The following is a 24326-nucleotide window of genomic DNA, read 5'->3' as shown; positions in this document are numbered from 1 at the left end:
GGGCCCCCGGCTCTCCTACCTCCCGAGCCGCGCTTCGCACTCGACGATCCGCTGGGTGGTCTTCAGCACCGTGTCGGGGTTCAGGCTGATCGAGTCGATCCCGAGTTCGACGAGGTACTCGGCCATGTCCGGGTAGTCCGATGGCGCCTGCCCGCACAGGCCAGAGTGGATCTGGTTGCGCGCGCAGCCCTCGACCGCGAGCTTCAGCATCAGCTTCACACCCTCGTCGCGCTCGTCGTAGTCGAAGGCGACGATCTCGGAGTCGCGGTCGACGCCGAGCGTAAGCTGCGTGAGGTCGTTTGAGCCGATCGAGAAGCCGTCGAAGCGCTTGGCAAACTCGTCGATCAGGATCACGTTGTTGGGGATCTCACACATCGCGTAGATCTCCAAGCCGTTCTCTCCGCGCTTGAGGCCGAGTTCGGCCATCTGCGCGAGCACCGCATCGGCCTCCTGCACACGCCGCACGAACGGCAGCATCAGCACGACGTTGGTCAGGCCCATCTCGTCGCGCACCCGCTTCATCGCACGGCACTCGAGCGTAAAGCCCTCGACGTATGCCGGGTGCGCGTAGCGTGAGGCGCCACGGAAGCCGAGCATCGGGTTGCTCTCCACAGGCTCGAAGGCCGCACCACCCAGCAGGGTCGCGTACTCGTTGGTCTTGAAGTCCGACATGCGGACCACCACGGGCTTTGGCCAGAACGCCGCCGCGATCGTGCCGATCCCCTCGGAGAGCTCCCGCACAAAGAAGCTCTCACCATCCGGGTCGCGGCTGATCAACCGCCTGAGCCCCTCCTGCTCGACCGGGTCGCTGACGCGCTCTGGGTGCACGAGCGCCAGTGGGTGAGCCTTGATGTACTCGCTGATGATGAACTCCATGCGGGCGAGCCCAACCCCGTCGTTGGGAAGGAACGAGGTCTTGAACGCCAGGTCCGGGTTGCCGAGGTTGACCATCACCTTGGTCTTGGGCCGCTGCAGAGAGCCGATCTCGGCCCGGTCGACGTGGAACGGGATCTCGCCGCGGTAGATGCGGCCGACGTCCCCCTCGGCACACGACACGGTCACGGACTCGCCGCTGGTGATCGCCGTGGTCGCGTTGCCGGCCCCCACCACCGCCGGCACGCCCAGCTCGCGGGCGATGATCGCCGCGTGGCAGGTGCGTCCGCCGCGGTTTGTGACGATCGCCGCCGCGGTCTTCATCACCGGCTCCCAGTCGGGCGTGGTGATATCCGCGACCAGCACCTCGCCGGGCTGGAACTCAGACAGCTGCGCGAGGCTCTCCATCACCCTCGCCCTGCCGGCGGCGATCTTCTCGCCCACCGAGCGGCCCTCGGCGATGATCTCACCGGGCTGGTCCAGGGCATAGCTTTCGATCACGGTCGCCTTACGCTGTGAGGCGACGGTTTCCGGGCGCGCCTGGACGATGTAGATCTTGCCGTCCAGCCCGTCCTTGGCCCACTCCATGTCCATCGGCCGGCCGTAGTGACGCTCGATCTTGATCGCGTAATCGGCCAGCTCCAGCACATCATCGTCGGTGATGCAGAAACGCTCGCGATCCACATATGGGGTGGGTATGTTGCGGGTCGTGTTCTTGGTCTCACCCTCGACGAAAACCATCTTGACGGCCTTCTCGCCCAGCAGGCGGCGCAGCACCACGCGGTGCCCCTGCTCGAAGGTGGGCTTGTGCACATAGAACTCGTCGGGGTCGACGGCGCCCTGCACCACGTTCTCCCCGAGGCCGTAGGCGCCGGTGATGAACACGCTGTCGCGGAAGCCGGACTCGGTGTCCAGCGAGAAGAACACACCGGAGGCGGAAAGGTCGGAGCGCACCATCTTCATCACCCCGATGGACAGCGCGACCTGGAAGTGGTCAAAGCCCTGGTCCACGCGGTAGTGGATCGCACGGTCGGTGAACAGACTGGCGAAGCAGCGCCGACAGGAGTCAAGCAGGCTCTCATCACCGTGAACGTTCAGGTAGGTGTCCTGCTGGCCGGCGAAGCTCGCGGTGGGCAGGTCCTCCGCGGTCGCAGAGCTGCGGACCGCCAGCCGGATGTCCTCGCCACCCTCCTCCTGCAGGCGGCGGTAGGAGTCAAGGATCTCGCTCTGCAGATCGGCGGGCAGCCCCGCGCCGTAGACGATCTCACGGGCACGCTTGCCGCGACGGGCCAGGTCGCTGACGTCACTGGGGTCGAGGTCGTCGAGCGCCTCGTGTAGCTGGGCGATCGCGCCGGTCGCCTCCAGCATGTGCCGGTAGCCATCGGCGGTGATCGCAAAGCCGTGCGGCACCCGGACCCCGTCGCCCGACAGGTGGCGGTACATCTCGCCAAGCGACGCGTTCTTGCCGCCAACCAGCGGCACATCGTCGATCCCGATCTCCTCAAAGAAGCGCACGTAACGTTTGTCGGCCATGTCGGACCCTCCTGAGCGTCGTTCAGCCTGCGCCGAACCCTGATTACTTTCAACCTAGACCAGGACACGCTCCCTGCCGTGAGCACCAACCACCATTTCACTCAGTAGAAACTCCGCTGCACACCTCGCGCCCCAGCTCCACGATTGGCCCCGGCTAAGCTTGGTGGGTGGCCAGGATCCAGCTCAGACACGCGCGTCTTCAGTTCGATCCAGACGAAGTGCGGCGCAGTTGACAGACCAACAGTCCTCGGAGCGATCTGACCTTCAACACGGTCCGATCCTTGACCTCAGCCACCGGCGCGTCCTGCTGATCATCGGCGCGCTGATGCTGGGCATGTTCCTGGCCGCGCTGGATCAGACGATCGTCTCCACCGCGCTGCCGACGATCGTCGCCGACCTGCACGGGGCCTCGCACCTGGCCTGGATCATCGTCGCGTATCTGCTGGCGTCCACCGTCTCCACGCCGCTGTGGGGCAAGCTCGGCGATCAGTACGGGCGCAAGCTCTTCTTTCAGGCTGCGATCGTGATCTTCCTCGGCGGCTCGGCGCTGTCCGGACTCAGCCACACGATGACCCAGCTGATCGCCTTCCGCGCGTTGCAGGGGCTCGGCGGTGGCGGGTTGATGGTCGGCGCCCAGGCGATCGTCGGCGACGTCGTTTCGCCCCGCGAGCGCGGGCGCTACCAGGGCCTGTTCGGAGCCGTCTTCGGAATCGCGAGCATCATCGGGCCGCTGCTCGGCGGGCTCTTCGTCCAGGCGCTCTCCTGGCACTGGATCTTCTACATCAACCTCCCCATCGGCGCCGTCGCGCTGACGGTGATCGCGATCCAGGTGCCCGGCAAGCTGAGCCGCGTGGCGCATGTGATCGACTACACCGGAGCGCTCGTGCTGACGCTCTCAGCAAGCTGCCTGGTCCTGTTCACAAGCCTCGGCGGCACCACCCTGGCCTGGGGCTCGGCCACCAGTATCGGGCTGGCCGTGGGCGGCGTGGTGCTGCTCGTGGTCTTCGTGTTCGTGGAGCGGCGCGCGACCGAGCCCGTGCTGCCGCTGCACCTCTTCTCAAACCGCGCCTTTTCCGTCACGAGCGTCGTGGGCTTCATCATCGGCTTTGCGATGTTCGGCGCGATCACGTACCTGCCCGTCTTCTTCCAGGTCGTCCACGGCGAGTCCCCAACCGCCTCGGGCCTGCAGCTGCTGCCCCTGCTGGTCGGCATGATCCTCTTCTCCACCGTGTCGGGCGTTGCCATCACCCGCACGGGCCGCTACCGGATCTTCCCGATCGTCGGCACGGCGCTACTGACCGTCGGGCTACTGCTTTTGGCACAGGTTGACATCTCCACCAGCCTGCTGGTATCCGCCCTATACATGTTCGTGCTCGGGGTCGGCCTGGGCTGCGTGATGCAGGTGCTCGTGCTGATCGTGCAGAACGCCGTCCCATATTCGGAGCTGGGTGTGGGCACCTCGGGTGCGACGTTCTTCAGGTCAATCGGCGGATCGTTCGGCACCGCGATCTTCGGAGCGATCTTCAGCAACGTCCTGGTCGGCAACCTGGCCCGCCAGCTCGGACACACGAGGCTGCCTGGTGGACTCAGCAGCGCCAGCGTCACGCCCGCCATCCTCGACAGGCTGCCGCCGGCCGTGCATCACGGTATCGCGGTCGCGTACTCGCAGTCGATCCAGACCGTCTTCATCATCGCCGCGCCGATCGGCGTGATCGCGTTCGTGGCCGCGTGGCTGATACCACACGTCGAGCTGCGCCGGGGTGTTGGCGCCGCCGCGGGCGTCAAGCCGGAAAGCTCCGTGGAAGCGCAGCTTGAGGACGTTGCCGGCTCGCTTGCGCCCAGCTGAGCCGGCGCGGACCACACCCGCTCACCACGGCCCGCATCCGTACCGATCGGGTATCGCGGCGTTGTAGTGGGCGATCAGACGGTCGGCGACGCGGATCTCCGCCACCCGGCCGGCCGGACCGACCATCCCGGGCCCCATCGGCTTGCCGCCAAAGGCCAGCCAGTTGGCACGGTCGATACCGAGGCTGTCGGGATAGGCATAGCCGAGCACCTGCCAGCCGCCGGACTCGCACTCGGCAACCTGCGACCAGGCCCCGTAGTCCGAGGGCATGGCGTGTTCCCCTGGATGCCGGTGAGCGTGACGACCGTGGCCGTGTGAATGATGTCGTGTGGCCGCGGAGGCAACCGCGGTCATGTTCCCCGTGCAACAGACGAGGGTGAGAGCGCACACGACGGCGCGCAACTTGATGGACCGCATAGGGTTGACCGCGTCCAGCCCGCACAGGCGTCTACGTGACTTCGACTGCCAGCCGATACTCCGGCCGGCTACGGGTAGGACGGTGGCTCACCACCTCCTGATTCGGTTTACAGAGTCTGCGCCCGGGCACGCGCCCGTTTGCAGGCGCCAACGGTACCAGGCTGTCAACGCTCTGCGGATACCGCGGGAGAGATTCGAACTCTCACGCCCTTGCGGGCAGCGGATTTTGAGTCCGCCGTGTCTACCGTTCCACCACCGCGGCGTGGCAGGCCAAGTCTAGGGCGGCGCGTCAGGTGACGAGCGCGCTGAGCTCCTCGATCAGCGCCGCGCCGGCGACGATCACGCCGGCTGGCAGCCCACCCGCGGGCTTGAGCGTGCGCACGCTCAGGCCGGCTCGCTCGCAGATCAGACTGCCGGCGGCGATGTCCCAGTGGTTGACGTCGCGCTCCCAGTAGGCATCGAGCCGTCCCGCCGCGCAGGCGCAGAGGTCAAGCGCCGCCGCGCCGGCCCGTCGGATGTCCCGGGCGGCCGGGATCACCCGCGCCACGACCGTCGCCTGCTCGGTCCTGAGCGCAGCGTCGTAGGCAAAGCCGGTGCCGACGAGTGCGCGCGCAAGCGTCTCGCACCGCGTCGGCTCGAGCGCCTGCCCGTTACAGAGCGCCTGCCCGTGGCGGGTGGCGCTGAAGAGCTCGTCGGCGACCGGATCGAGCACCACCGCCGCCAACGCGCCCTGCGCGTCCTCGACCGCGATGCTGACCGCAAACGTCGCCAGGCCGTAGAGGAAGTTGACGGTGCCGTCGAGCGGGTCGATCACCCAGCGCAACGCTCCCTCACCGGTTTCACCGCCCTCCTCACCGAGGATCGCGTCATCGGGGCGGCGGCTGGAAAGCACCGCGCGGATCGCGCGCTCGGCGGCGAGGTCCGCGTCTGTGACCGGATCGGTGGGCGTGCTCTTGGTCTCGACGTGAAGCGGGCGGCGCCAGCGGGAGAGCAGCTGCGCGCCGGCGGCGCGCGCCGCCTCGCCTGCGATCTCGAGCAGCTCGCGCTCGAACGGGTCAGGACTGGCGGCGCCCATCAGACCGGCGTGACCGGGTTGCGCTTGGCGGGCCACTCGCGCACCCGGCTGGAGGCGAGCGCGAAGCGGGCGATCAGCTCGCCGCGCAGCTGGTCGGGCTCGACCACCGCGTCCACCACCTGCTCGGAGGCGAGGTGCAGGATGTCAATGTCGCGCGCGTACTCCTCGCGCAGCTCGCGCGTGCGCGCCTCGCGCTCCGTCTCGTCGGCGATCGCCGCAAGCTGGTTGTAGTGCACGGCGTTGATCGCCGCGCTCGGCCCCATGACCGCGATGTGCGCGCCCGGCAGCGCGATGCAGCAGTCGGGCTCGAACGCCGGCCCCGCCATTGCGTAGAGCCCGGCGCCGTAGGCCTTGCGCAGGATCACCGAGATCTTCGGCACGGTCGCCTCCGAGACGGCGCTGACGAGCTTGGCGCCGTGGCGGATGATCCCCTCGCGCTCCACCTGGGTCCCGATCATGAACCCGGGCACGTCGGCCAAAAACAAGAGCGGCAGGCCGTAGGCGTTGCAGGTCCAGATGAAGCGCGCCGCCTTGTCTGAGGAGTCGGTGAACAGCACGCCGCCCTTGACCTTGGGCTGGTTTGCGACCACACCCACCGCGCGCCCGTCCACGCGCCCGTAGCCGACCACGATCTCCTTGGCAAAACGGGCGTGTATCTCCAGAAACGAGCCGGCGTCGAGCAGCGCGTCGATCACCTCATGGATGTCAAACGGCTTGTTCTCATCCGCCGGGATCAGCGCCGCCAGCGAGCTTCCCGCCGCCGGCGCCAGCGCAGGCGCGGCCGGTGGCGGCGCCTCGAAGTTGGTCGGCATGAACGAGAGGTAGCGGCGGGCAAAGGCGATCCCCTCCGCGTCGCTTGCCACCAGCGCGTGACCCACCCCGCTCTTTGCGGTGTGCATCCGCGCACCGCCCATCTCCTCGAGCGTCACGCGCTCGCCGATCACCATCTCCGCCATGCGCGGCGAGCCGAGGTACATCGAGGCGTTGCCGTCGCGCATGATCACCACGTCGCAGAAGGCCGGGATGTAGGCGCCGCCGGCGGCGCTCGGGCCGAACAGCACGCAGACCTGCGGCACCACCCCCGAGAGTCGCACCTGGTTGTAGAAGATCCGCCCTGCGCCGCGCCGGCCGGGGAACATCCTCACCTGCTCGTTGATGCGGGCACCGGCGGAATCGACCAGATAGACGATCGGGCAGCGGAGCGCGCCGGCGCGCTCCTGCAGGCGCAGCATCTTCTCGACCGTTCCTGGTGCCCAGGACCCCGCTTTGACGGTCGGGTCGTTGGCGATGACCCCCACGGGCCGGCCGTCGAGCGTACCGACACCGGTGATCACGCCGTCGGCGCCCTCGCCGTCGGCTTCGCACTTGGCCAGCAGGCCGTCCTCGGTGAACGAGCCGTCATCCAGCAGCAACGCCACGCGCTCACGCACCGGCAGCTTGCCCTGCTCGGCGGCCTTCAGCCGGTGGCGCTCGGGTCCGCCGGCCAGTGCACGGCCCCTGGCCGCCGCGAGTGCCGCCGCTGACGCCGCCGCGGACGCTGTGGCTTGCTCCTCGCTCGTGCTCACGCGGGCCCCCACACTAGCGCCCCTACCCCCAACGCACCGGCCCGGCGCTCAGCAGGTGGCTTGTGAGCTTGCGCCCGAGCGCCTCCTGCGCCGCGCGCGCCGCCGCGACCAGCGCGGGCAGGTCGATCCCCGTGCTGATCCCCATCTCCTCGAGCATCGAGACGAGGTCCTCGCTGGCGATGTTGCCGGTCGCGCCCGCCGGCACCGGACAGCCGCCGAGCTCACCGAAGCTCGACTCAAACGAGTCGATGCCCACCTCGAGCGCCGCCAGCACGTTGGCAAGCCCCTGCCCGCGCGTGTTGTGGAAGTGCGCGGTCAGCTCCACGTCGTCCGGCAGCTCCGCGCGCGCCTGCCTGAAGAACTCGCGCACCTGACGCGGGTTGGCCATGCCGGTGGTGTCACCAAAACCGACCTCCTGTGCGCCCGCGGCAACCAGCCGCGCGGCGATCTCGAGCACGCGCCCCACCGGCACACGGCCCTCGTAGGGGCAGCCGAAGCTGGTTGAGATCACCGCCTCGCAGCGCAGCCCCTCGCCGCGGGCGCGCGCCAAGGTGCGCTCCAGTCCCACAAGCGACTGCTCGACAGAGCGCCCGACGTTGTGCTGGTTGTGGGTCTCTGAAGCCGAGAGGAACCCGTTGATCTCGCTGAAGTGCTCGCGGTGGCGCAGCGCCCGTTCGAGCCCGCGCTCGTTGGGGATCAGCACGCTGGCGCTGACCTGCGCCGGCAGCCGCACGCGCTCGAGCAGCGCCTCCGCGTCGGCCAGCTGCGGGATCACGTCCGGGCGCACGAAGCTGGTCAGCTCGATGCGGCGCACGCCGCTTGCGACGAGCAGCTCGATCAGGCGCAGCTTCACGTCCGTGGGGAGCACCTCGGGCTCGTTCTGAAAGCCGTCGCGGGGGCCGACCTCTCTGATCGTCACGCTCGCCGGCAGCGCCTCTGTCATGGCATAAACGTTACCCGGGTGGTGCCGTCGCTCACGCGCTCCAGCTAAGCTCGCGCCCGTTGTCTGAGAACCAAGGTCAGGTGGTGGTCCTCGCGGGGGGCACGGGAGGCGCGAAGCTCGCGCGCGGCATGCTCGACGTGGTCGGGCCCGAGCGGTTGAGCGTGATCGTCAACACCGGCGATGACACCGAGATCTACGGCGCGCACGTCTCCCCCGACCCCGACCTGGTCACCTTCTGGCTGGCCGACCGCATCGACGAGCGCGGCTGGGGGCTGGCCGGCGACAGCTTTCGCGTGATGGAGATGCTCGGCGAGCTGGGCGAAGATGTCTGGTTCAACCTTGGCGACCAGGACCTCGCGATCGCTATCCGCAGGGCCAGAGCACTGGCGGACGGGCGGCGGCTGACCGAGGCCCAGCTGGAGATCGCCCGGGCGCTCGGCGTCAGCGCCTCGGTGTTACCGATGAGCGACCGCCCCGTGCGCACCAGGATCAGGGCCACCGGCCGCTGGTGGACGCTTCAGGAGTTCATGATCCGGGCGCGCGGACAGGGCGAGGTCGAGGTCGAGGACGTGCGCTTCAGCGGCGCCCGCAGTGCCGGCACCACGCCCGAGGTCCTGGCCGCGATCGCGCGCGCGCAGGCGATTGTGATCGGGCCCTCGAACCCGGTGATCTCGATCGGCCCGATCCTCGCGATCCCGCAGCTGCGCGGCGCGCTGGCAGCAGCCACGGCACCGGTCGTGGCTGTCAGCCCGCTGGTCGAGGGCGCCGTGCTCAAGGGCCCGACGGCGGCGTTCATGCGCCACCGCGGCGTTGAGCTGGGCGCGGCGGGCCTCGCCAGCCTCTACGAGGGGGTCCTCGACGCGATCGTGACCGACGAGCAGACGCCGCTCGAGCTGCCCACGCTCCGTACGCGACTGCTGATGGACGGCGCCGAGGGCCGCGCGCGTCTGGCCGCGGAGACACTCGCCTTTGCGGACTCGCTAATCACATCCCGGCCCGCAGCCGGTAGCGTGCATGGCCTGTGAGCACCTTTGCGGTCATCCCCGTCAAGCGCTTTGAGCTTGCCAAGCAGCGACTCGCCACCGCCATCCCCGGCGGCCACCGGCGGGCGCTCGCCGAGGCGATGCTCTCCGACTGCCTGCTGGCGCTGCGCCGCGTGCCGGCGATCGACGAGATCTGCCTGGTCACCGCCGATCCGACGGCCACCCGACTCGCGGCCGAGCACGGGCTGACCACGGTCGAGGACACCGGCTCCAGCCACAGCGAAGCCGCCTCACTCGGTGTCGCCCATGCCCTCTCAGGCGGCGCCACACGGGTCCTGCTGGCCGCCGCGGACTGCCCGCTGATCGACCCACGCGAACTCGACGAGCTGCTCGCCCGCCCCACCCCGACACGCTCGGTGCTGGTTGTCCCAGACCGGCACGGCGATGGCACCAACGCGCTGCTGCTCAAGCCGCCGAACGTGATCACGCCCGCGTTCGGCGAGGGCAGCAGGCGGCGGCACACGACGACCGCAGCCACCGCCGGCGCGATGCCCGAGGTGGTGGCGCTGCCGTCGATGGGCCTGGACATCGACACTCCCGAGGACCTCGAGATGCTGGTCGCGACGCTCGCGGCAACCCGCGGCCGTGCCGCACACACGCGCGGGCTGCTCAATCAGCTCACCCGCGCCCACGGCTGATGCTCAGCGCCACACCCCTGGAAGGGCTGCCAGAGGTCACCCCGGGGCTCGATCTCGGCGCAGCGATCGTTACGGCACTGGCCCGCTGGCCAGTGCCTGAAAGAGCGCAACCCGGCGACGTGCTCGTGATCGCCCACAAGATCGTCTCAAAGGCCGAGGGCCGCACCCGCCGCCTGGCCGAGGTGACCGCGAGCGAGCGCGCCGTGGAACTGGCGGCCGGCGTCAGGGACCCGCGCCTGGTGCAGGTTGCGCTGGAGGAGAGCCGCGGCGTGGTCCGCGCGGCGCCGGGCGTGATCGTCTGCGAAACCCACCACGGCTTCGTCTGCGCCAACGCCGGGGTGGACCAGTCAAACGTGCCCGGCGAGCATCTGGTGCTGATGCTGCCGCTCGATCCGGACGCCTCGGCGCGCCGCATCCGCGCACGGCTGCGCGAGCTCACGGGATCTGCCCCAGGGGTCGTGATCACCGACTCCTTCGGCCGCGCCTGGCGCACGGGGCAGGTGGACGTGACGATCGGCCTGGCCGGGGTGGCGGCGCTTGATGACTGGCGTGGACGCACCGACAAGGATGGGCGCGAACTGCGAGCGACCGTCATCGCGGTGGCTGATCTGCTGGCCGCCACCGCCGACCTGGCGCGGCGCAAGGACGCCGCCCAGCCGGTCGTGTTGATCCGCGGTGCCGGCGAGTATGTGACCGACGAGGACGGTCCCGGCGTCAGACCACTGCTTCGAGAACGCGCTCAGGATCTCTTTCGTTGACGCCGCCGCGGCTTGCGATCAGCACCGCGGCCAGCACCACCGCCACCCCCAAAAGCTGCAGCGCGCTGGGTCGCTGCGCGAAGATCAGCACGCCCAGCAGCACCGAGCCCACCGGCTGGATCATCAAGAGCAGCGACGTCAGCGCGGCCGGCAGGCGCGGCAGCGAGATCGTGATGAGCAGCCAGCCGAGCACCTGCGAGCCCAGCGCCAGCACGATCAGCCAGCCGGCCCCTGGCCAGACCGGGATGAAGCGTGCGTCCCCCCATATCACGCCGATCACGCTCGCCGCCACGGCGGCGCTGAGCGTCAGATCCAAGAGCGGCCCGGCCGGGCGGCGCAGGTCGACGCCACCGCGGCGCAACAACAGCAGCGCGCCGGCGTAGGCGACACCGGCGCCGACACCATAGGCCGCCCCGACCGCGGGGTTGGCGCCGTAGGCGCCGCGCTCGAGCACACCGGAGATCAACAAAACGCCACAGAGGGTCGCCGGCATCGCCAGAAGCAACCGGCGCGCCGGCCGCTCGGCCAGCACAAGCCAGGCAGCCAACGGCACCAGCACCACCTGGATGTTGGCGAGCACGGTCGCGAGGCCCACCCCGACATCGTTGATCGCGTGGTCCCAGAGCACCAGGTCGATACCCATGAGCGCACCGCCAGCGAGCGCCGCGCGCCGGTCGCTCCAGGCCCGCGGGCCGTAGCGGCGGTCCTCGCGCCAGGTCAGCAGCAAAAGCAGCGGCACCGCGTAGATGCAGCGGAAGATCGCGGCGGTGGAGGGCGAGGCGCCGCTCAGCTTCACCCAGGTGCTGGAGAACGCGATCACCGCTGCGCCGAGCACGGCGCAGGTCACCGCGGCACGCCGGCTCGCGAGCCGCTCGTGTGGGCGCAGGTCCGCTCGCGCCGCCGCCGTCATCGCAGGGCGCCGGCGGCCAGCTCCTCAATCACCGACACCAGCTCGCCGACCTGTGCCGCGTCTGTGCGGAAGTTCATGAAGCAGACGCGCAGGCAGGTGCGCCCGTCGACCTGGGCCGGGGCCAGGTAGACACGGCCGTCGGCGATGATCGCCTGCGCCAGGCTCAGGTTGTGCGCGTCAAGCGCCTCGGGGCTCGCGTCGCCGTCGCCGCCGGCCATACGGTCGGGGCGGTGGCGGAAGCAGACCACTGAGAGCGACGGCTCGGCCAGCAGCTCGAAGTCGGGCCGGGCGGCGAGCATCTCGGCGAGCGTCTGGGCGTGGATGGCGGTCTGTGCGATCCACGCCCGCATCAGCTCGGAGCCGTAGAGGCGGAAGGCGAGCCAGAGCTTCAACGAGCGCACCGGGCGCGAATACTCGAGCGTGCGATCGACGCCGTTGGCGGCCATGCCGGCGTGCAGCATGTAGCGCTCGTCGTGCGCGAAGGCGCGCTCCAGATCGCCGGGGCGAGCCATCAGCACCAGGCTGCAGCTCTTCTGCACGCCCAGCCACTTGTGCGCGTCGATCGTCAGCGAATCAGCCCGCTCGATCCCCGCGAACGCCGGGGCCAAGCCGGGCACGCCGGCCGCGGGGCCGCCGTAGGCACCGTCCACGTGCAGCCACACCCCATGCTCGGCACACACCTCGGCGATCTCCTGGAGCGGGTCGACCGCCCCGGTCAACGTGGTTCCGGCCGTGGCCACCACGGCCACCGGGACCACGCCGGCAGCGAGATCGGCGGCCAGCGCCGCGCGCAGAAGGTCGACCCGCAGCCGCCGCCGGCCGTCGATCGGGATGCGACGCAGCGCCTCACTGCCCAGGCCGATCACCTCAACCGCACGTGCGACGGAGTGGTGTGACTCGTCCGAGCAGTAGACGGCCGCGGCCGCACCTCGCACCCCGGTCCGGCGGCAATCCGGCAGGGCACGGCTGCGTGCGGCCGTCAGCGCGGTCAGGTTCGAGGTCATCCCGCCGCTCGTGAACACACCCTCCGCATACGGGTAGCCGACGAACTCCGCCACCCAGCGCAGCGTCTGCTGCTCAAGCATCTCGGCGGCGCCGGCAGCGGCGGCAAGGTTGACGTCGTAGGCGTTGGCCAGCGCCCCGGCGAGCACGCCCGCCTCCAGTCCGGTCGAGCCGATGTAGGCCGCATACAGCGGACGTGCGGGCGAGACGCTCGCATCCAGGGCGCTGGCGATGTCCGCAAGCGCCGCCTCGGGATCACCAGGCCTGGCCGGAAGCGATTCGGAGAGGCGCTCGGTCAGCGCCTGGTCGAGCACCGGCTCCCGCAGGCGGGGGCTGTCGAAGGAGGCCCAGGCGTTCCCCAGATGCTCGGCCAGCAGCTCGAGCACGCGGGCGCGGTCGATCAGCTCAAGCGGATGCGGCGGTGGCTTCAGTGGTGTCTGCGACGGTTGGCTCATGGGGCTCCAGTCTGACCGGTGGCGCGTAGCCCGTGCCCGGATTGCGTGTGGCAACCAAGGCTAGTTCGGCGGCGAGCGCCACGAACTCGTCAAGCAGCGGCGGCGCCTGCTCTCTGCGGGTGGCGAGCACGAGCGTCGTCGGAGCCGCATCGCGCAGCGGCACGAACGCGACATCCGGTCTGACGAAGTAACGCGCGATGATCGCGGGGGCGGTGTCCACGCCCTCGCCGCGTCCGATCAGATAGAGCCACTCCTCCAGGTTGTCACCGACGTAGGGGCTGATCGGCGGCCGCCTGCCGAGCTCTGCGACGAGCATCCAGTAGTCGCGCCACTCCTGGGGCGTCACGTCCGGTTGTGCGACGAACGTCTCGCCCTCAAGCTCAGCCGGCGTCACCCACTCGCGTCCGGCCAGCCGGTGGGAGCGCGGCAGCACCACGACACGCGGTTCGCTGATCAGTGGGGTCACGCGCAGCTCGTCGTCCTTGAGCGGCGCGTAGAGGAAGGCGGCGTCGACGCGGCCGCGCCTGAGCACCGTGGTCATCTCGTAGAACTCGATCGCACGCACATCGATCCGCAGCCGCGGGTGGCGGCCGCTGAAGGTGGCAAGCAACGGCGAAAGCAGCGCGCCTGGCACGGGGCCAAGCGCGCCGATCGAGAACGACGCAGCCTCACCGCGCGCAAGCTCACCGGCGCGCGCGAGCAGGCTGTCGGCCGCGGCAAGCAGCGTGCGTCCCTCCGCCAGCAGCAGCTCACCGGCGACGGTCAGCTGTACCTGGCGCGTGCTGCGGACCAACAACGGCCCGCCGACCTCCGTCTCCAGACGCCTGATCTGGGCAGAGAGTGCCGACTGCGCCAGGTGCAGCCGCGCAGCGGCGCGCGAGAAGTGAAGCTCCTCGGCGACGGTGACGAAATAGCGCAGCTGCCTCAGCTCCATCCCCGGCAATTATCGCCTATGCCGCATAATCGATCGCTGATTCCTGTTGCCGACGATCGCTGCAGCGGTGACGATAAGCCTGTGAGGGAGGACACCAACGAAAGGCGCGTGCGCCTGACAATCGACGGCGTGCCCCAGTGGGGCACGCTCATGGCAGACACGATCAGGCTTGAGGACGGACGCACGCTGCCGGAGGCCGACGCGCACTATCTCGCGCCGGTGACGCCGTCAAAGATCATCGCGGTGCATCTCACCTATCGCAGTCGCCTGACCGAGTACGCGGCGCGCACACCCGCCTACCCGTCGTACTTCATGAAACCCCCGACCACGTTGAACGGTCACCGCGGCATCGTGCGCCGCCCGCGCGGCACCCGCTTTCTCAACTATGAGGGCGAGCTGGCGGTCGTGATCGGTGAGCGCATGCACGGTGTGCCGGTGGCCGAGGCCCTCGCCCATGTCGCCGGCTACGCGCCCGCCAATGATGTCGGCCTGCACGACTTCCGTCACGCCGACCGCGGCTCGATGCTGCGCGTCAAGGGCCAGGACGGGTTTCTGCCGATCGGTCCCTACGTCACCCCGGCGGACGAGTTTGACCCCACTGACTTCACGCTGCGCACCTACCTGAACGGCGATGTCGTGCAGGAGGCCACCGCCGAGGACATGGTGTGGGGTGTCGCCTACCAGCTGGCGGACCTCTGCCGGCTGATCACGCTTGAGCCGGGCGACGTGGTGCTGACCGGCACACCCGCCAACTCCCGTCCGATGCAGCCGGGCGACGTGGTCAGCGTCGAGATCAGCGGCCTTGGCAGCGTGCAGAGCACGGTCACCGACTGGGACGTTGACCTGAGCGCCGTGGGCGAGCAGCCGGCGGTTTCCGCCAACACGCTGCACGTGGCGCTCGCCGTCCCTGAGGACGAGGCCGAGCGCATGGTCACACAGAGCGAGCACCAAGGAGAAGCACAATGATCAAGGTCCACATCGACCTCAACCTCTGCCAGAGCCACGGCGAGTGCGTCGCCATCGCACCCGATCTCTTCCAGCTCGATGAGAACGACTTCATCAGCTGGCAGGAGGAGGTTGACGACAGCCGCCGCGCGGACCTCGAGGCGGCCGTCAACACCTGTCCGATGACGGCCATCCGGATCGAGGGCTAGGGCGGCCTGCGATGCGGCTCGTGATCGTCGGAGCCTCACTGTCCGGCCTGCGCGCGGCGCAAGCCGCGCGGCGCGCAGGCCATGAGGGCGAGCTGATCGTGATCGGCGCCGAGCCGCATCTCCCCTACACGCGCCCGCCGCTCTCCAAGGAGCTCTTGCAGGGCAGGCAGGAGATCGAGGATTCGGCGCTGCCCGTGGACGAGCTCGACGTGCAGTGGCGGTTGGCAACGGAGGCGACGGGACTCGACCGTGCGCGGCGGCGGATCCGGCTGCACGACGGCGACGAGGAGCACTACGACCGCCTGATAGTCGCCACGGGCTGCCGCGCGCGGCGCTTCGACGGCCCCGGTGCTCAGCTGGACGGCGTTCATACGCTGCGCACGCTGGAGGACGCTATCGCCCTGCGCGCCGCGCTAAAGGACACACGCAGGCTGCTGGTCGTTGGTGCCGGCTTCATCGGCTGCGAGGTGGCCGCCAGCGCGCGGAGCCTCGGCGTGGAGGTGACGATGATCGACATCGCAAGCCACCCGCTGCTGCCGTTCGGGCCCGTGCTCGGCGAGCGCTGGGCAGCGATGCATCGCGACCACGGTATCGAGCTGCGCCTCGGCGTGGGGCTCGCCGAGCTGCTCAGCGACGACGACGACCAGCGGGTCACCGGCGCCCGCCTGAGCGACGGCACCTCGCTGCAAGCCGACACGGTTCTGATCGCGCTCGGCGCGATGCTCAACACCGAATGGCTGACCGGCAGCGGGCTCGAGCTCGACCCAGGCGTGGCCTGCGACCCGACGCTGACCTGCACCCGCGATCCGGAGATCCTCGCCGCCGGCGACATCGCCTCGGTGCCGGCCGCACTGGCCGGTGGTGCGCGCGTGCGGGTCGAGCACTGGACGACGGCCGCTGAGCACGGGCAGCTGGCGGGGCGCAACGCCCTGGTGGCGCACGACGAGCGCACCGCTCACACGGCCCCGCCGTACTTCTGGACCGACCAGTACGACGCCAAGATCCAGGCGCTCGGCTGTCCGGCGCTGGCCGAGCACAGCGAGCTGCTCGAGCTCGCGCCTGACGGCGGGAGGTTCGTTGCCGCCTGCGTGCAGGGCCGCCTGGTGGTGGGTGTGGTAGCCGTGAACGCCGCGCGGCGGCTGGCCTGGTATCGCCGGGCGCTGCAGACACCGCGGCCGCTGGCCGAGCTCAAGGAGGCGCTCGCGCAGGAGGACGCCACCCTCGGCAGCCCGGTTGGAGCGACGCCGTGAGCGCCCCGGCGAGCGCGCTGATCCTCGAGCACGAGCCGGATACCCCGCCCGGCCTGCTCGCCGATTGGGCCAAGGCGCGTGGGATCCCCTTCGAGGTCCATCGCACCTACACCGACGATCCGGAACCGACGGTGGCGGACAGGAGCTTCGTCAGCTGCCTAGGCTCGGCCAACAGCCCGCTTGACCGCCACCTACCGGCCGTCGAGCAGACGCTTGGCCTGATCGGCGCAGCGGTGGCGGCCGACGTGCCCGTGCTCGGCCTCTGCTATGGCGGGCAGGTGCTGGCCGACGTGCTCGGCGGCGAGGTCCAGCATGCGCCGGAGCCCGAGATCGGCTGGTATCAGATCGAGACCGACGACCCCGAGCTGATCGCAGCCGGGCCGTGGCTCGAGTGGCACTACGAGCGCTTCACGCTGCCACCGGGCGCGCGCGAGCTGGCTCGCACGCCGGCCGGCGTGCAGGCCTTCAGCCACGGGCTCCATCTGGGCACCCAGTTTCACCCCGAGAGCACCATCGAGATCGTCTCCAAATGGGCCGCGATGGACACCGAGAGCCTCACCCGGCTCGGAATCGACGCGGTGGCGCGGCTCGAGGCAGGTCGCGGCGAGGCGCCGCTGGCAAAAGCCAACGCCTTCAAGCTGTTTGACGGTTTCTGGCAGCGCGCCCGACGCGCAGAGAGGAGCGGTAAGTGACAAGCGAGCCCGACGAGCCGATCACGACGGTGCGTGTGCTCTACCCCGACCTGCACGGGTTCGCCCGTGGCAAGGACATACCAATCCGGCAGTTCGACCGCGTCGCCGAGCACGGCGTAGCCTTCTGCGCCGCGGTGTTCGGCACCGACCTGCGCCACACGCCGGTGGTCGGCGGTGAGGAGGGCTATCCGGACTTCATCGCCTTCCCGGACCGCGCCACCATGCGGAGGCTGCCCTGGGAGCCCGGGGTCACCTGCTGCCTGGCCGACCTGCGCCCGGCCTCCGACGGTGCGAGCTTCCCTGACCCGCGCGGCGCGCTGGCGGCCGCCTGCGAGCAGGTGCGCGAACTCGGCTTTGAGCCGATCGTCGGTCCCGAGCTCGAGTTCTTCATCGTCGTTCGCGACCCCGAAGCACCTAACGGCGTGCGGCGGCTGCTTGACAACCTGAGCATGGTCTACACGGTCGGCCCGCTGGCCGACCCTGAAGGCCTGGTGCGCGAGATGACCGAGCAGCTCGAGCAGATCGGGCTTGAGGTCTTCGCGGTCAACCACGAGTTCATGAACTCGCAGTACGAGATCAACCTGCGCCACGGTGAAGCGCTCGCCGCCGCCGACCGCGCTTTCCTGCTCAAGACCGCCGTCAAGGACATCGCCGCGATCAACGGGCTGCACGCCACCTTCATGGGCAAGCCGTTCAACGACCAGGGCGGGTCCGGCACGCATCTGCATGTCTCGCTCGCACGTGACGGCCACAACGCGTTTGCCGCGCCCGCCTCCGATCAGGGTGTGAGCGATGAGCTGCGCTGGTTCACGGCAGGCCTGATCGAGCACGCGCCCGCGCTGATGGCGTTGCTCAACCCGACGGTCAACGCCTACTGCCGGCTTTTGCCCGACTCGCTCGCGCCGACACACGCCAACTGGGGCTTTGACAACCGCTCCACGTTTGTGCGCATCCCACCCGAGCGCGGCGGCTCCACACGGGTGGAGCTGCGCGTCGGCGACGGCTCGGCCAACCCCTATCTGGCGATCGCCGCCGTGCTGCACGCCGGCGCCGACGGTGTGCGCCGCCGGCTCGAGCCGCCGCCACCGCTGTCAGGTGACGCCTATCACGCTGCCCCCGAGCTGATCGGCACACAGCTCCCCTCCACGCTGGACCAGGCGCTCGCCGCGCTCGCCGCTGATGAGGTGCTGCGTGACGGGCTCGGTGCCGAGATCGTCGAGACGTTTCTGGCGATGAAGGGCTTTGAACTCAAACGCCACCGCGAATGGGTGTCGGACTGGCAAATCAACGAATACCTACACCACCTGTGATGATCGACCTCTCAGACCACGACAACTTCATAGACGCAGTACCGCACGCGGCGTTCGCGCAGCTGCGCCACGAGGACCCCGTGCACTGGAACCCGGAGCCAGACGGGGGGCGCGGCTTCTGGGCCGTGACCCGCTACGAGGACATCCGTACCGTGCACCGCAACCCTGACGTCTTCTCCTCCGAGATCGGTGGCACCTCACTCGAGGACCTCGAGCCCGAGCAGATCGAGGCGCGCAAGTCGATGATCGACACCGACCAGCCCCGCCACGACGAGCTGCGCGCGCTGGTCAACCGTCGCTTCACACCGAAGGCGGTGGGCGTCTGGGAGGAGCAGGTGCGCAAGGTTGTCAGAGAGGTGCTTGACGGCGCGATGGCCAAGGGCGAGTTTGACTTCGTGGCCGAGGTCGCCTCCGAGATCCCGATGCAGGTCTTTGCCGAGATCCTCGGCGTGCCGCAGTCGGAGCGGCGCGAGATCATCGAGATCGGCGACCGCCTGCTCGGCAACGCCGACCCCGAGTACGCGCACGACGGCGACGATGACGCACACCGCGACCTGCCGTTCTCGAGCCCGGCAGCGCTCGAGATGTTCGCCTTCGGCCGCCGCATCGCGGATGAGCGCCGCGAGCACCCGCGCAACGACGTGATGAGCGATCTGGTCGCGGCCGGGCTCACCCAGCGCGAGCTTGACGTGTACTTCGTGCTGCTGGCCACCGCTGGCAATGAGACGACCAGACACACGATCACCCACGGGCTGATCGCCCTCAGCGAGCACCCCGACGAGCGTGAGCGCCTGCGCGCCAACTACGCGGAGCTGGGGCGCACCGCGACCGAGGAGATACTCCGCTGGGCGACCCCCGTGCATCACTTCCGCCGCACCGCGCGCGTTGACACGGAGCTCGCGGGCACGCAGATCCGTGCGGGCGACAAGGTGACGACCTGGTTTGTCTCCGGAAACCGCGACGAGGCGGTGTTCGGATCGCCCGAGCGCTTCGACATCGGCCGCACACCGAACCCGCACCTGACCTTCGGGCCGGGTGGCGTGCACCACTGCCTGGGCGCCCATCTGGCCAAGCTCGAGGTGCGGATCACGTTCGAGGACCTGCTCGCACGCGACGTGCAGCTCGAGCTCGCCGGCCCGCCTGAGCGGCTGCGCTCGAACTTCTTCAACGGCATCAAGCGCCTGCCCGTGAGGGTCACGCGATGATCGAGATCTCCCGGATCGACCACGTCGGCCTGCGCGTCGCTGACCTCGACGAGGCCGCCAGCCGCTGGTCTGAGCAGTTCGGGCTGCGTCAGGCTGGGCGCGACGAGCACGTCGCGCGGCTTGCCTGCGACGACGAGCCCTGCGCGCTCGAGCTGATCGCCGGCGCCCCGGCGGGCTTTGATCACGTCGCCTACGAGCTGGCGGCGGGCTGCGGACTGGAGCAGGCACGCGCGCACCTCGAGCAGTTCGGCGCGCAGGTCACAGACGACGGCGAGGGCGGCATCGAGACCCATGACGCCGACGGCAACTCGATCAGGCTGATCGGCCACCGCCAGCCGCCGTCGCTGCTTGTGCCGCACGCGCGCCCCGCCGCCAACCCGGCACCGGGGCACCCGCGCAAGCTCGGCCACGTCAACTTCCTGACCGGCAACCTCACCGAGCAGGTGCGCTTCTACACCGAGGCGCTCGGCATGCACCTGACCGACTGGCTGGGTGACGGCGGCGTCTGGTTTCACGTCAACACCGACCACCACGTGATGGCGCTGATCGACAAGGGCGCGCCGCACCTTCACCATCTGGCCTTTGACGTGATCGACATCGGCCAGATGCGCGCCGCGCTTGACCACCTCGGCCGCCACGGACGCTGGCTGGGCTGGGGGCCGACGCGTCACGGCGTCGGCGGCAACATCGCCTCGTATGTGCGGATCCTCGAGGAGGAATGCTTCGTCGAGCTCTACTGCGACATGGAGCAGCTGCAGGCGGGCCACCGGCCCCGCCGCTGGCCCGACGACCGCTTCTCATCAAACACCTGGGGGCCGCTGCCGCCGCGCTCCTACTTCCGCTTTGACCAGGCGGCGATCGAATCGGAGCGCGAGAGCCTGGAGATGCTCGGCATCCCGCTCGGAGAGGAGTCCAAATGACGCTTCAGGGCTACACCGTTCCCCGCACACCGTCCGGTCGGGCGAGCCTCGTGCCGCCGCCGCCGTGGCACTACGTCGGCGACTTCATCGTGATCGACTTTCACGCCGATCCGGACGCGGCCGCCTCACTGCTGCCGGAGGGACTCGAGCGCCATCCCGACGCGGGCCGCTGCGCCGCGGTGTTCGTCGACTGGCAGTCCTGCTCACAGAGCGGTGAGGAGCTGATCGACCCGGTGCGCTCCCAGTATCGCGAGTTCTACCTGGTGGTCAGTGGTCTGCTCGACGGTGAGCCGGTCACCACCTGCCCGTTCATCTGGGTCAACCAGGACTTCGCGCTGGCCCGCGGCTGGATCCAGGGCTTTCCCAAGCAGCTCGGCGAGGTCTGGATGACACGCCAGTTCGCGCTGCCCTGCCGGGCCACGCCCGCCAGCGGCGCCGGTGGACGCTTCGGCGCAAGCTGCTCGGCGCGGGGGCGTGAGCTGGCGCGCGCAACGCTCACACTCGAGCGCGAGAGCGAATCCGGGTCGCTGCACACCGACCCGCCGTTGGTCAACGTGCGTCACTTCCCGCGCCTGACCTCCGGGCGCCACGACGAGCCGCAGGTGCACGAGCTGGTGCGCGCCCGCAGCCGCGACCGCAGCGTCTCCGAGGTCTGGGAGGGTGCCGCGACGCTGGAGCTCTCGCCCGCCCCCGGCGAGGAGCACACGCTGCTTGCGCCGCTTGATGTGGTGCGCGGCTACCGCTTCACGTTCGCCTACACGGTGGACGACCTCACCACGGTCCGGGATTACACGCGATGAGCAGCGCCACCGTCGCAGGTCACGAGGTTTCAACCGATCACTGGATCGGCGGTGAGCGCGTCGCAGGCGATGAGCGCTTCGAGGTGATAACGCCCATAGACGGCTCGGTGATCGCGCGGGTGGCCGCGGGCGGCGCGCGCGAGGCGGATCTGGCGGTGGCGGCCGCGCACGCGGCCGCGCCCGCTTGGGCCGCGCTTGGCGCAACCGGGCGGGCGACGCTGCTGGCTCGCCTGGCGGACCTGATCGATCAGAACGTCGAGCGCCTGGCCGCGGTCGAGTGCGCCGACATGGCCATGCTGCTTGAGTCGCTGCGACTGCGCGTGATCCACCGTGCCGCCGCGAACTTCCGTAACTACGCCGAGCTGGCGGCCACCTACGAGGAGCGCGACTGGCGATCAAAGGGCACCTGGAACCGGGTGCAGCGCATGCCGGCCGGCCCGGCGGCGGTGATCACCCCGTGGAACGCGCCCTTCATGCTCTCCACCTGGAAGGTCGCGCCGGCGCTGGCGGCCGGGTGCCCGGTGGTGCTGAAGCCCGCCGAGTGGTCGCCGCTGTCCTGCTCGCTGCTCGCGGATCTGACCGCCCAGGCGGGGTTTCCGCCGGGTGTCTTCAACGTGCTGCAGGGAACCGGCGAGCAGGCCGGAGCGGCGCTGGTCGCACACCCCCTGCTGCGGCGCATCTCCTTCACCGGCTCGCCCGAGACCGCGCGTGAGATCGGCGTCGCGGCCGCGCGCAACCTGGTGCCGTTCACCGGCGAGCTCGGCGGCAAGGGGCCGCTGATCGTCTTTGAAGACGCCGACCTGGACGCCGCCGCCGCCAAGGCGGCCGGGCAGTACGACGACGCCGGCCAGGTCTGCCTGGCAGGCACCCGACTGCTCGTGCAGGAGAGCGTCCGTGACGAGTTCCTGAAACGCTTCCACGCGGCCGTTGACCGCCATGTGCTGGGCGACCCGCGCGCGCCCGAGACAACCGTCTCGCCGCTCATTCATCCCGCGCATCTGGCGCGCGTCGACGGCTTCGTCAAGCGCGCGGTGGCGGCCGGTGACCGACTGGTGCGCGGCGGCCGGCCCGCCGGCGGCCTGCTGTATGAACCGACGCTGTTTGAACCGCGCACAAACGACTCTGAGATCGTGCAGCGCGAGGTCTTCGGACCGGTGCTGACGTTCCAGACCTTCGCCGACGAGGCGGAGGCGATCGCGCTTTCAAACTCGACGCCCTACGGCCTCTCGGGGATCGTCTACACGAGCTCCATGGGCCGCGCGGACCGTGTCGGCCGGGCGGTGCGCGCCGGGGTCGTGTGGGTCAACACCTTCCTGGTGCGTGACCTGACGGCGCCGTTTGGCGGGATCGGCATCTCGGGCCTGGGCCGGGAGGGCGGCAACTACGCCCTGGATTTCTATTCGGACTTGAAAACACTGCAGATCCTGGAGGGGAGCGTCAGATGAGCACTGTCAATGAGGTCGTGGCCGGCGAGTCGGGCCACCTGGGCGAACGGCGCCTGACAACGATCCACGCCGTCGGCCAGTCGCTGGCGATCGGGCCGATGTTCTCCGCCGGTCTCCTGACCGGCCTGATCGCGAGCGTGGCCGGCTTCAGCACGCCGCTCTCGGTACTGCTCGGCACGATCGGCGCGGTCTGCCTGGGCTACGTGATCTCGCTGTTTGCGCGCCGCTACGCGGGCGCCGGCGCGATGTATGAGTACCTGGTGCATGGCGCGCACCCGATGGCGGGCGTGTTTGGCGCCGGCATCTACGGCCTGGGCATCCTCTTCCTCGGCGGTGGCGGCGTGTTCATCGCCAACGGCTTTCTGGCCCAGACCTTCCTCGCCGACATCCACGTGAACGTCACCTGGTGGATCCCGTCGATCGTGATCCTGGCGATCGCCGTGGGCCTCAACCATCGCGGCGTGAGGGTCGCGATCCAGGGTGTGCTCGCGCTGGCGGGCATCTCGATGATCCCGTTTCTGATCCTGGCGGTCACGATCATCGCCAAGGGCGGCGCCAACGGCAACACGCTGGCCGTGTTCGGCACCGGCCACAGCTCGTGGGGCAGCGTCTTTCACGGCATCCTGTTCGCGGTCACGCTGTTCATCGGCTTCGAGGCCGCAGCATCGATCGGCGAGGAGGCGCGCGAGCCGCACAAGGCGATCCCGACGGCGCTGATCGGCTCGGTCGCGCTCGCCGGCGTGTTCTTCCTGCTGGTCACCTACGCGGGCGCCGTCGGCTTCGGCGTCAAACAGTCGGCCACCGCCTGGGCCGCGGACCCCTCGCCGATGGGGGCGCTGGCACAGACCTACGACGGTCACTGGCTCTCGGTGCTGATCGACCTGGTCGTGATGCTCGACTCGATCTCGGTGGCGCTGGCGTTCACCGTCGCCGGCTCGCGCGTGTTCTTCGCGCTCGGCCGCGACGGCCTGCTGCCGAAGTTCACCACGCGCCTCTCACGTCACGAGACACCGCTCGGCGGCAACCTCGTGATCCTCGCCGCGGGCACGATCGCGATCATCCTCGGCGGGGTGACAACGCTGGGCAACCTCGTCAAGCTGCCCAACAACATCGAGGCCTTCCAGGTCAGCGCCGGCGTCGGCTCGTTTCTGATCGAGGCGGTCTACGCGATGCTGGCGGTTGCAGCCTTCCGGATCATCTGGCGCGACTGGAGCGGCGGCGCGCGGCTCTGGCGGCTGGTGGTCGCAATCGTGGGTGTGGCCACGCCGGTGCTGGCCTACTACGGGTCGCTGAACCCGTTCCCCCCCTACCCCGGAGACCTCAGCCTGATCATCGCCGGCGCCTGCGCGGTGCTGGTCGGGGTGTGGCTCGCCTACATGCGCGCTCGTCACCCGGAGCGGGTCGCAGCCGCGGCTCAGCACGCACTCGAGCACCACGGCGTGCCGCCGCTGGATGAGAGCGCCACCTTCAAGCCGCAGCCCGGCCTGCAGGCGTAGGCTCGCGCCGCCAAACGACGGCCGGACTTGACGCGACCCTTACACAGTTGTTCGATTCGGCG

22 protein-coding genes and 1 tRNA gene are annotated in these 24326 nt (G+C 69.7%); 14 read left to right on the top strand and 9 right to left on the bottom strand.

The genetic code is table 11. From position 1 onward, the window contains the following. Positions 1 to 15: 15 nt before the first annotated feature. Positions 16 to 2406 carry a phosphoenolpyruvate synthase gene (ppsA, locus tag M3M54_RS01610; protein WP_249020448.1) on the bottom strand — a complete coding sequence of 797 codons (2391 nt, stop codon included), beginning with the start codon at positions 2404 to 2406 and terminating at the stop codon, positions 16 to 18. A 229-nt stretch (positions 2407 to 2635) separates the two neighbouring features. Here ppsA and M3M54_RS01605 point away from each other — a divergent pair, with 229 nt between their 5' ends. Then, positions 2636 to 4252, top strand: a complete 1617-nt coding sequence (locus M3M54_RS01605; protein WP_249020447.1) for an MDR family MFS transporter — start codon at positions 2636 to 2638, stop codon at positions 4250 to 4252. 21 nt (positions 4253 to 4273) lie between these two features. Here the strand turns inward: M3M54_RS01605 and M3M54_RS01600 are convergent, their stop codons facing one another. The 5 genes from M3M54_RS01600 to M3M54_RS01580 form a co-directional block, all read right to left on the bottom strand. Next, positions 4274 to 4522 carry a transglycosylase family protein gene (locus M3M54_RS01600; RefSeq protein WP_249020446.1) on the bottom strand — a complete coding sequence of 83 codons (249 nt, stop codon included), beginning with the start codon at positions 4520 to 4522 and terminating at the stop codon, positions 4274 to 4276. A 326-nt stretch (positions 4523 to 4848) separates the two neighbouring features. After that, positions 4849 to 4931 (bottom strand) — tRNA-Leu (locus M3M54_RS01595). Positions 4932 to 4958: 27 nt separating this feature from the next. Next, positions 4959 to 5744 carry an inositol monophosphatase family protein gene (locus tag M3M54_RS01590; RefSeq protein WP_249020445.1) on the bottom strand — a complete coding sequence of 262 codons (786 nt, stop codon included), beginning with the start codon at positions 5742 to 5744 and terminating at the stop codon, positions 4959 to 4961. Then, positions 5744 to 7231, bottom strand: coding sequence for an acyl-CoA carboxylase subunit beta (locus M3M54_RS01585; protein ID WP_371878631.1), 1488 nt, complete (start codon positions 7229 to 7231; stop codon positions 5744 to 5746). Before M3M54_RS01585 ends, M3M54_RS01590 begins: the two co-directional genes overlap by 1 nt. A 100-nt stretch (positions 7232 to 7331) precedes the next feature. After that, a complete protein-coding gene (locus tag M3M54_RS01580; RefSeq protein WP_249020443.1) occupies positions 7332 to 8252 on the bottom strand; it encodes a hydroxymethylglutaryl-CoA lyase in 921 nt (306 codons plus the stop codon). A 59-nt stretch (positions 8253 to 8311) separates the two neighbouring features. On the opposite strand from M3M54_RS01580, the gene cofD reads away from it, so the two are divergent. Genes cofD through cofE form a run of 3 tightly spaced genes read left to right on the top strand, consistent with a single transcriptional unit; the run spans position 8312 to position 10691 of the window. Further along, complete coding sequence (cofD, locus tag M3M54_RS01575; protein ID WP_249020442.1) at positions 8312 to 9277, top strand: 2-phospho-L-lactate transferase; 966 nt, start codon at positions 8312 to 8314, stop codon at positions 9275 to 9277. Continuing rightward, positions 9274 to 9933: a 2-phospho-L-lactate guanylyltransferase gene (gene cofC / locus M3M54_RS01570; protein WP_249020441.1), complete on the top strand. Its 660-nt coding sequence runs from the start codon at positions 9274 to 9276 to the stop codon at positions 9931 to 9933. Before cofD ends, cofC begins: the two co-directional genes overlap by 4 nt. Continuing rightward, a complete protein-coding gene (gene cofE, locus M3M54_RS01565; protein WP_249020440.1) occupies positions 9933 to 10691 on the top strand; it encodes a coenzyme F420-0:L-glutamate ligase in 759 nt (252 codons plus the stop codon). Before cofC ends, cofE begins: the two co-directional genes overlap by 1 nt. Here the strand turns inward: cofE and M3M54_RS01560 are convergent. The 3 genes from M3M54_RS01560 to M3M54_RS01550 are packed head-to-tail and all read right to left on the bottom strand — an operon-like array spanning position 10648 to position 13992. Further along, complete coding sequence (locus tag M3M54_RS01560; protein WP_249020439.1) at positions 10648 to 11601, bottom strand: DMT family transporter; 954 nt, start codon at positions 11599 to 11601, stop codon at positions 10648 to 10650. The genes cofE and M3M54_RS01560 overlap by 44 nt on opposite strands. Further along, positions 11598 to 13058 carry an aminotransferase class V-fold PLP-dependent enzyme gene (locus M3M54_RS01555; RefSeq protein WP_249020438.1) on the bottom strand — a complete coding sequence of 487 codons (1461 nt, stop codon included), beginning with the start codon at positions 13056 to 13058 and terminating at the stop codon, positions 11598 to 11600. Before M3M54_RS01555 ends, M3M54_RS01560 begins: the two co-directional genes overlap by 4 nt. Then, positions 13009 to 13992 (bottom strand): LysR substrate-binding domain-containing protein, encoded by a 984-nt coding sequence (locus tag M3M54_RS01550; protein WP_249020437.1) that lies wholly within the window; start codon positions 13990 to 13992, stop codon positions 13009 to 13011. Before M3M54_RS01550 ends, M3M54_RS01555 begins: the two co-directional genes overlap by 50 nt. An 81-nt stretch (positions 13993 to 14073) precedes the next feature. Here M3M54_RS01550 and M3M54_RS01545 point away from each other — a divergent pair, with 81 nt between their 5' ends. From M3M54_RS01545 to M3M54_RS01500, 10 genes are read left to right on the top strand one after another with little or no spacing between them, the layout of a single operon-like run. After that, positions 14074 to 14958, top strand: a complete 885-nt coding sequence (locus M3M54_RS01545) for a fumarylacetoacetate hydrolase family protein (RefSeq protein WP_249020436.1) — start codon at positions 14074 to 14076, stop codon at positions 14956 to 14958. Then, a complete protein-coding gene (locus tag M3M54_RS01540; RefSeq protein WP_249020435.1) occupies positions 14955 to 15146 on the top strand; it encodes a ferredoxin in 192 nt (63 codons plus the stop codon). Before M3M54_RS01545 ends, M3M54_RS01540 begins: the two co-directional genes overlap by 4 nt. Before the next feature lie 11 nt (positions 15147 to 15157). After that, positions 15158 to 16396: an NAD(P)/FAD-dependent oxidoreductase gene (locus tag M3M54_RS01535; protein WP_249020434.1), complete on the top strand. Its 1239-nt coding sequence runs from the start codon at positions 15158 to 15160 to the stop codon at positions 16394 to 16396. Beyond that, entirely contained in the window at positions 16393 to 17088 is a 696-nt protein-coding gene (locus M3M54_RS01530) for a type 1 glutamine amidotransferase (protein WP_249020433.1), read from the top strand. The genes M3M54_RS01535 and M3M54_RS01530 overlap by 4 nt, the downstream gene beginning before the upstream one ends. Beyond that, a complete protein-coding gene (locus M3M54_RS01525; RefSeq protein WP_249020432.1) occupies positions 17085 to 18398 on the top strand; it encodes a glutamine synthetase family protein in 1314 nt (437 codons plus the stop codon). The genes M3M54_RS01530 and M3M54_RS01525 overlap by 4 nt, the downstream gene beginning before the upstream one ends. After that, positions 18398 to 19603 carry a cytochrome P450 gene (locus M3M54_RS01520; RefSeq protein WP_249020431.1) on the top strand — a complete coding sequence of 402 codons (1206 nt, stop codon included), beginning with the start codon at positions 18398 to 18400 and terminating at the stop codon, positions 19601 to 19603. The genes M3M54_RS01525 and M3M54_RS01520 overlap by 1 nt, the downstream gene beginning before the upstream one ends. Then, entirely contained in the window at positions 19600 to 20523 is a 924-nt protein-coding gene (locus M3M54_RS01515; RefSeq protein ID WP_249020430.1) for a VOC family protein, read from the top strand. Before M3M54_RS01520 ends, M3M54_RS01515 begins: the two co-directional genes overlap by 4 nt. Then, entirely contained in the window at positions 20520 to 21323 is an 804-nt protein-coding gene (locus tag M3M54_RS01510) for an acetoacetate decarboxylase family protein (RefSeq protein ID WP_249020429.1), read from the top strand. Before M3M54_RS01515 ends, M3M54_RS01510 begins: the two co-directional genes overlap by 4 nt. Further along, complete coding sequence (locus M3M54_RS01505; protein ID WP_249020428.1) at positions 21320 to 22768, top strand: aldehyde dehydrogenase; 1449 nt, start codon at positions 21320 to 21322, stop codon at positions 22766 to 22768. Before M3M54_RS01510 ends, M3M54_RS01505 begins: the two co-directional genes overlap by 4 nt. Beyond that, on the top strand, positions 22765 to 24264 hold the full coding sequence (locus tag M3M54_RS01500; RefSeq protein ID WP_249020427.1) for an APC family permease: 1500 nt from the start codon (positions 22765 to 22767) through the stop codon (positions 24262 to 24264). Before M3M54_RS01505 ends, M3M54_RS01500 begins: the two co-directional genes overlap by 4 nt. Positions 24265 to 24326: the final 62 nt, after the last annotated feature.

Source organism: Conexibacter sp. S30A1, assembly GCF_023330665.1.
Classification (GTDB): Bacteria; Actinomycetota; Thermoleophilia; order Solirubrobacterales; family Solirubrobacteraceae; genus Palsa-465.
The sequence above is the reverse complement of the archived record's forward strand: the minus strand, read 5'-3'. Positions and strand labels throughout refer to the sequence as shown.

Coding starts and splice junctions, on each gene's coding strand:
- ppsA (WP_249020448.1), bottom strand. CDS start 2,406: ATGGCCGACAAACGTTACGTGCGCTTCTTTGAGGAGATCGGGATCGAC.
- M3M54_RS01600 (WP_249020446.1), bottom strand. CDS start 4,522: ATGCCCTCGGACTACGGGGCCTGGTCGCAGGTTGCCGAGTGCGAGTCC.
- M3M54_RS01590 (WP_249020445.1), bottom strand. CDS start 5,744: ATGGGCGCCGCCAGTCCTGACCCGTTCGAGCGCGAGCTGCTCGAGATC.
- M3M54_RS01580 (WP_249020443.1), bottom strand. CDS start 8,252: ATGACAGAGGCGCTGCCGGCGAGCGTGACGATCAGAGAGGTCGGCCCC.
- cofE (WP_249020440.1), top strand. CDS start 9,933: ATGCTCAGCGCCACACCCCTGGAAGGGCTGCCAGAGGTCACCCCGGGG.
- M3M54_RS01560 (WP_249020439.1), bottom strand. CDS start 11,601: ATGACGGCGGCGGCGCGAGCGGACCTGCGCCCACACGAGCGGCTCGCG.
- M3M54_RS01555 (WP_249020438.1), bottom strand. CDS start 13,058: ATGAGCCAACCGTCGCAGACACCACTGAAGCCACCGCCGCATCCGCTT.
- M3M54_RS01550 (WP_249020437.1), bottom strand. CDS start 13,992: ATGGAGCTGAGGCAGCTGCGCTATTTCGTCACCGTCGCCGAGGAGCTT.
- M3M54_RS01540 (WP_249020435.1), top strand. CDS start 14,955: ATGATCAAGGTCCACATCGACCTCAACCTCTGCCAGAGCCACGGCGAG.
- M3M54_RS01535 (WP_249020434.1), top strand. CDS start 15,158: ATGCGGCTCGTGATCGTCGGAGCCTCACTGTCCGGCCTGCGCGCGGCG.
- M3M54_RS01520 (WP_249020431.1), top strand. CDS start 18,398: ATGATCGACCTCTCAGACCACGACAACTTCATAGACGCAGTACCGCAC.
- M3M54_RS01515 (WP_249020430.1), top strand. CDS start 19,600: ATGATCGAGATCTCCCGGATCGACCACGTCGGCCTGCGCGTCGCTGAC.
- M3M54_RS01510 (WP_249020429.1), top strand. CDS start 20,520: ATGACGCTTCAGGGCTACACCGTTCCCCGCACACCGTCCGGTCGGGCG.
- M3M54_RS01505 (WP_249020428.1), top strand. CDS start 21,320: ATGAGCAGCGCCACCGTCGCAGGTCACGAGGTTTCAACCGATCACTGG.
- M3M54_RS01500 (WP_249020427.1), top strand. CDS start 22,765: ATGAGCACTGTCAATGAGGTCGTGGCCGGCGAGTCGGGCCACCTGGGC.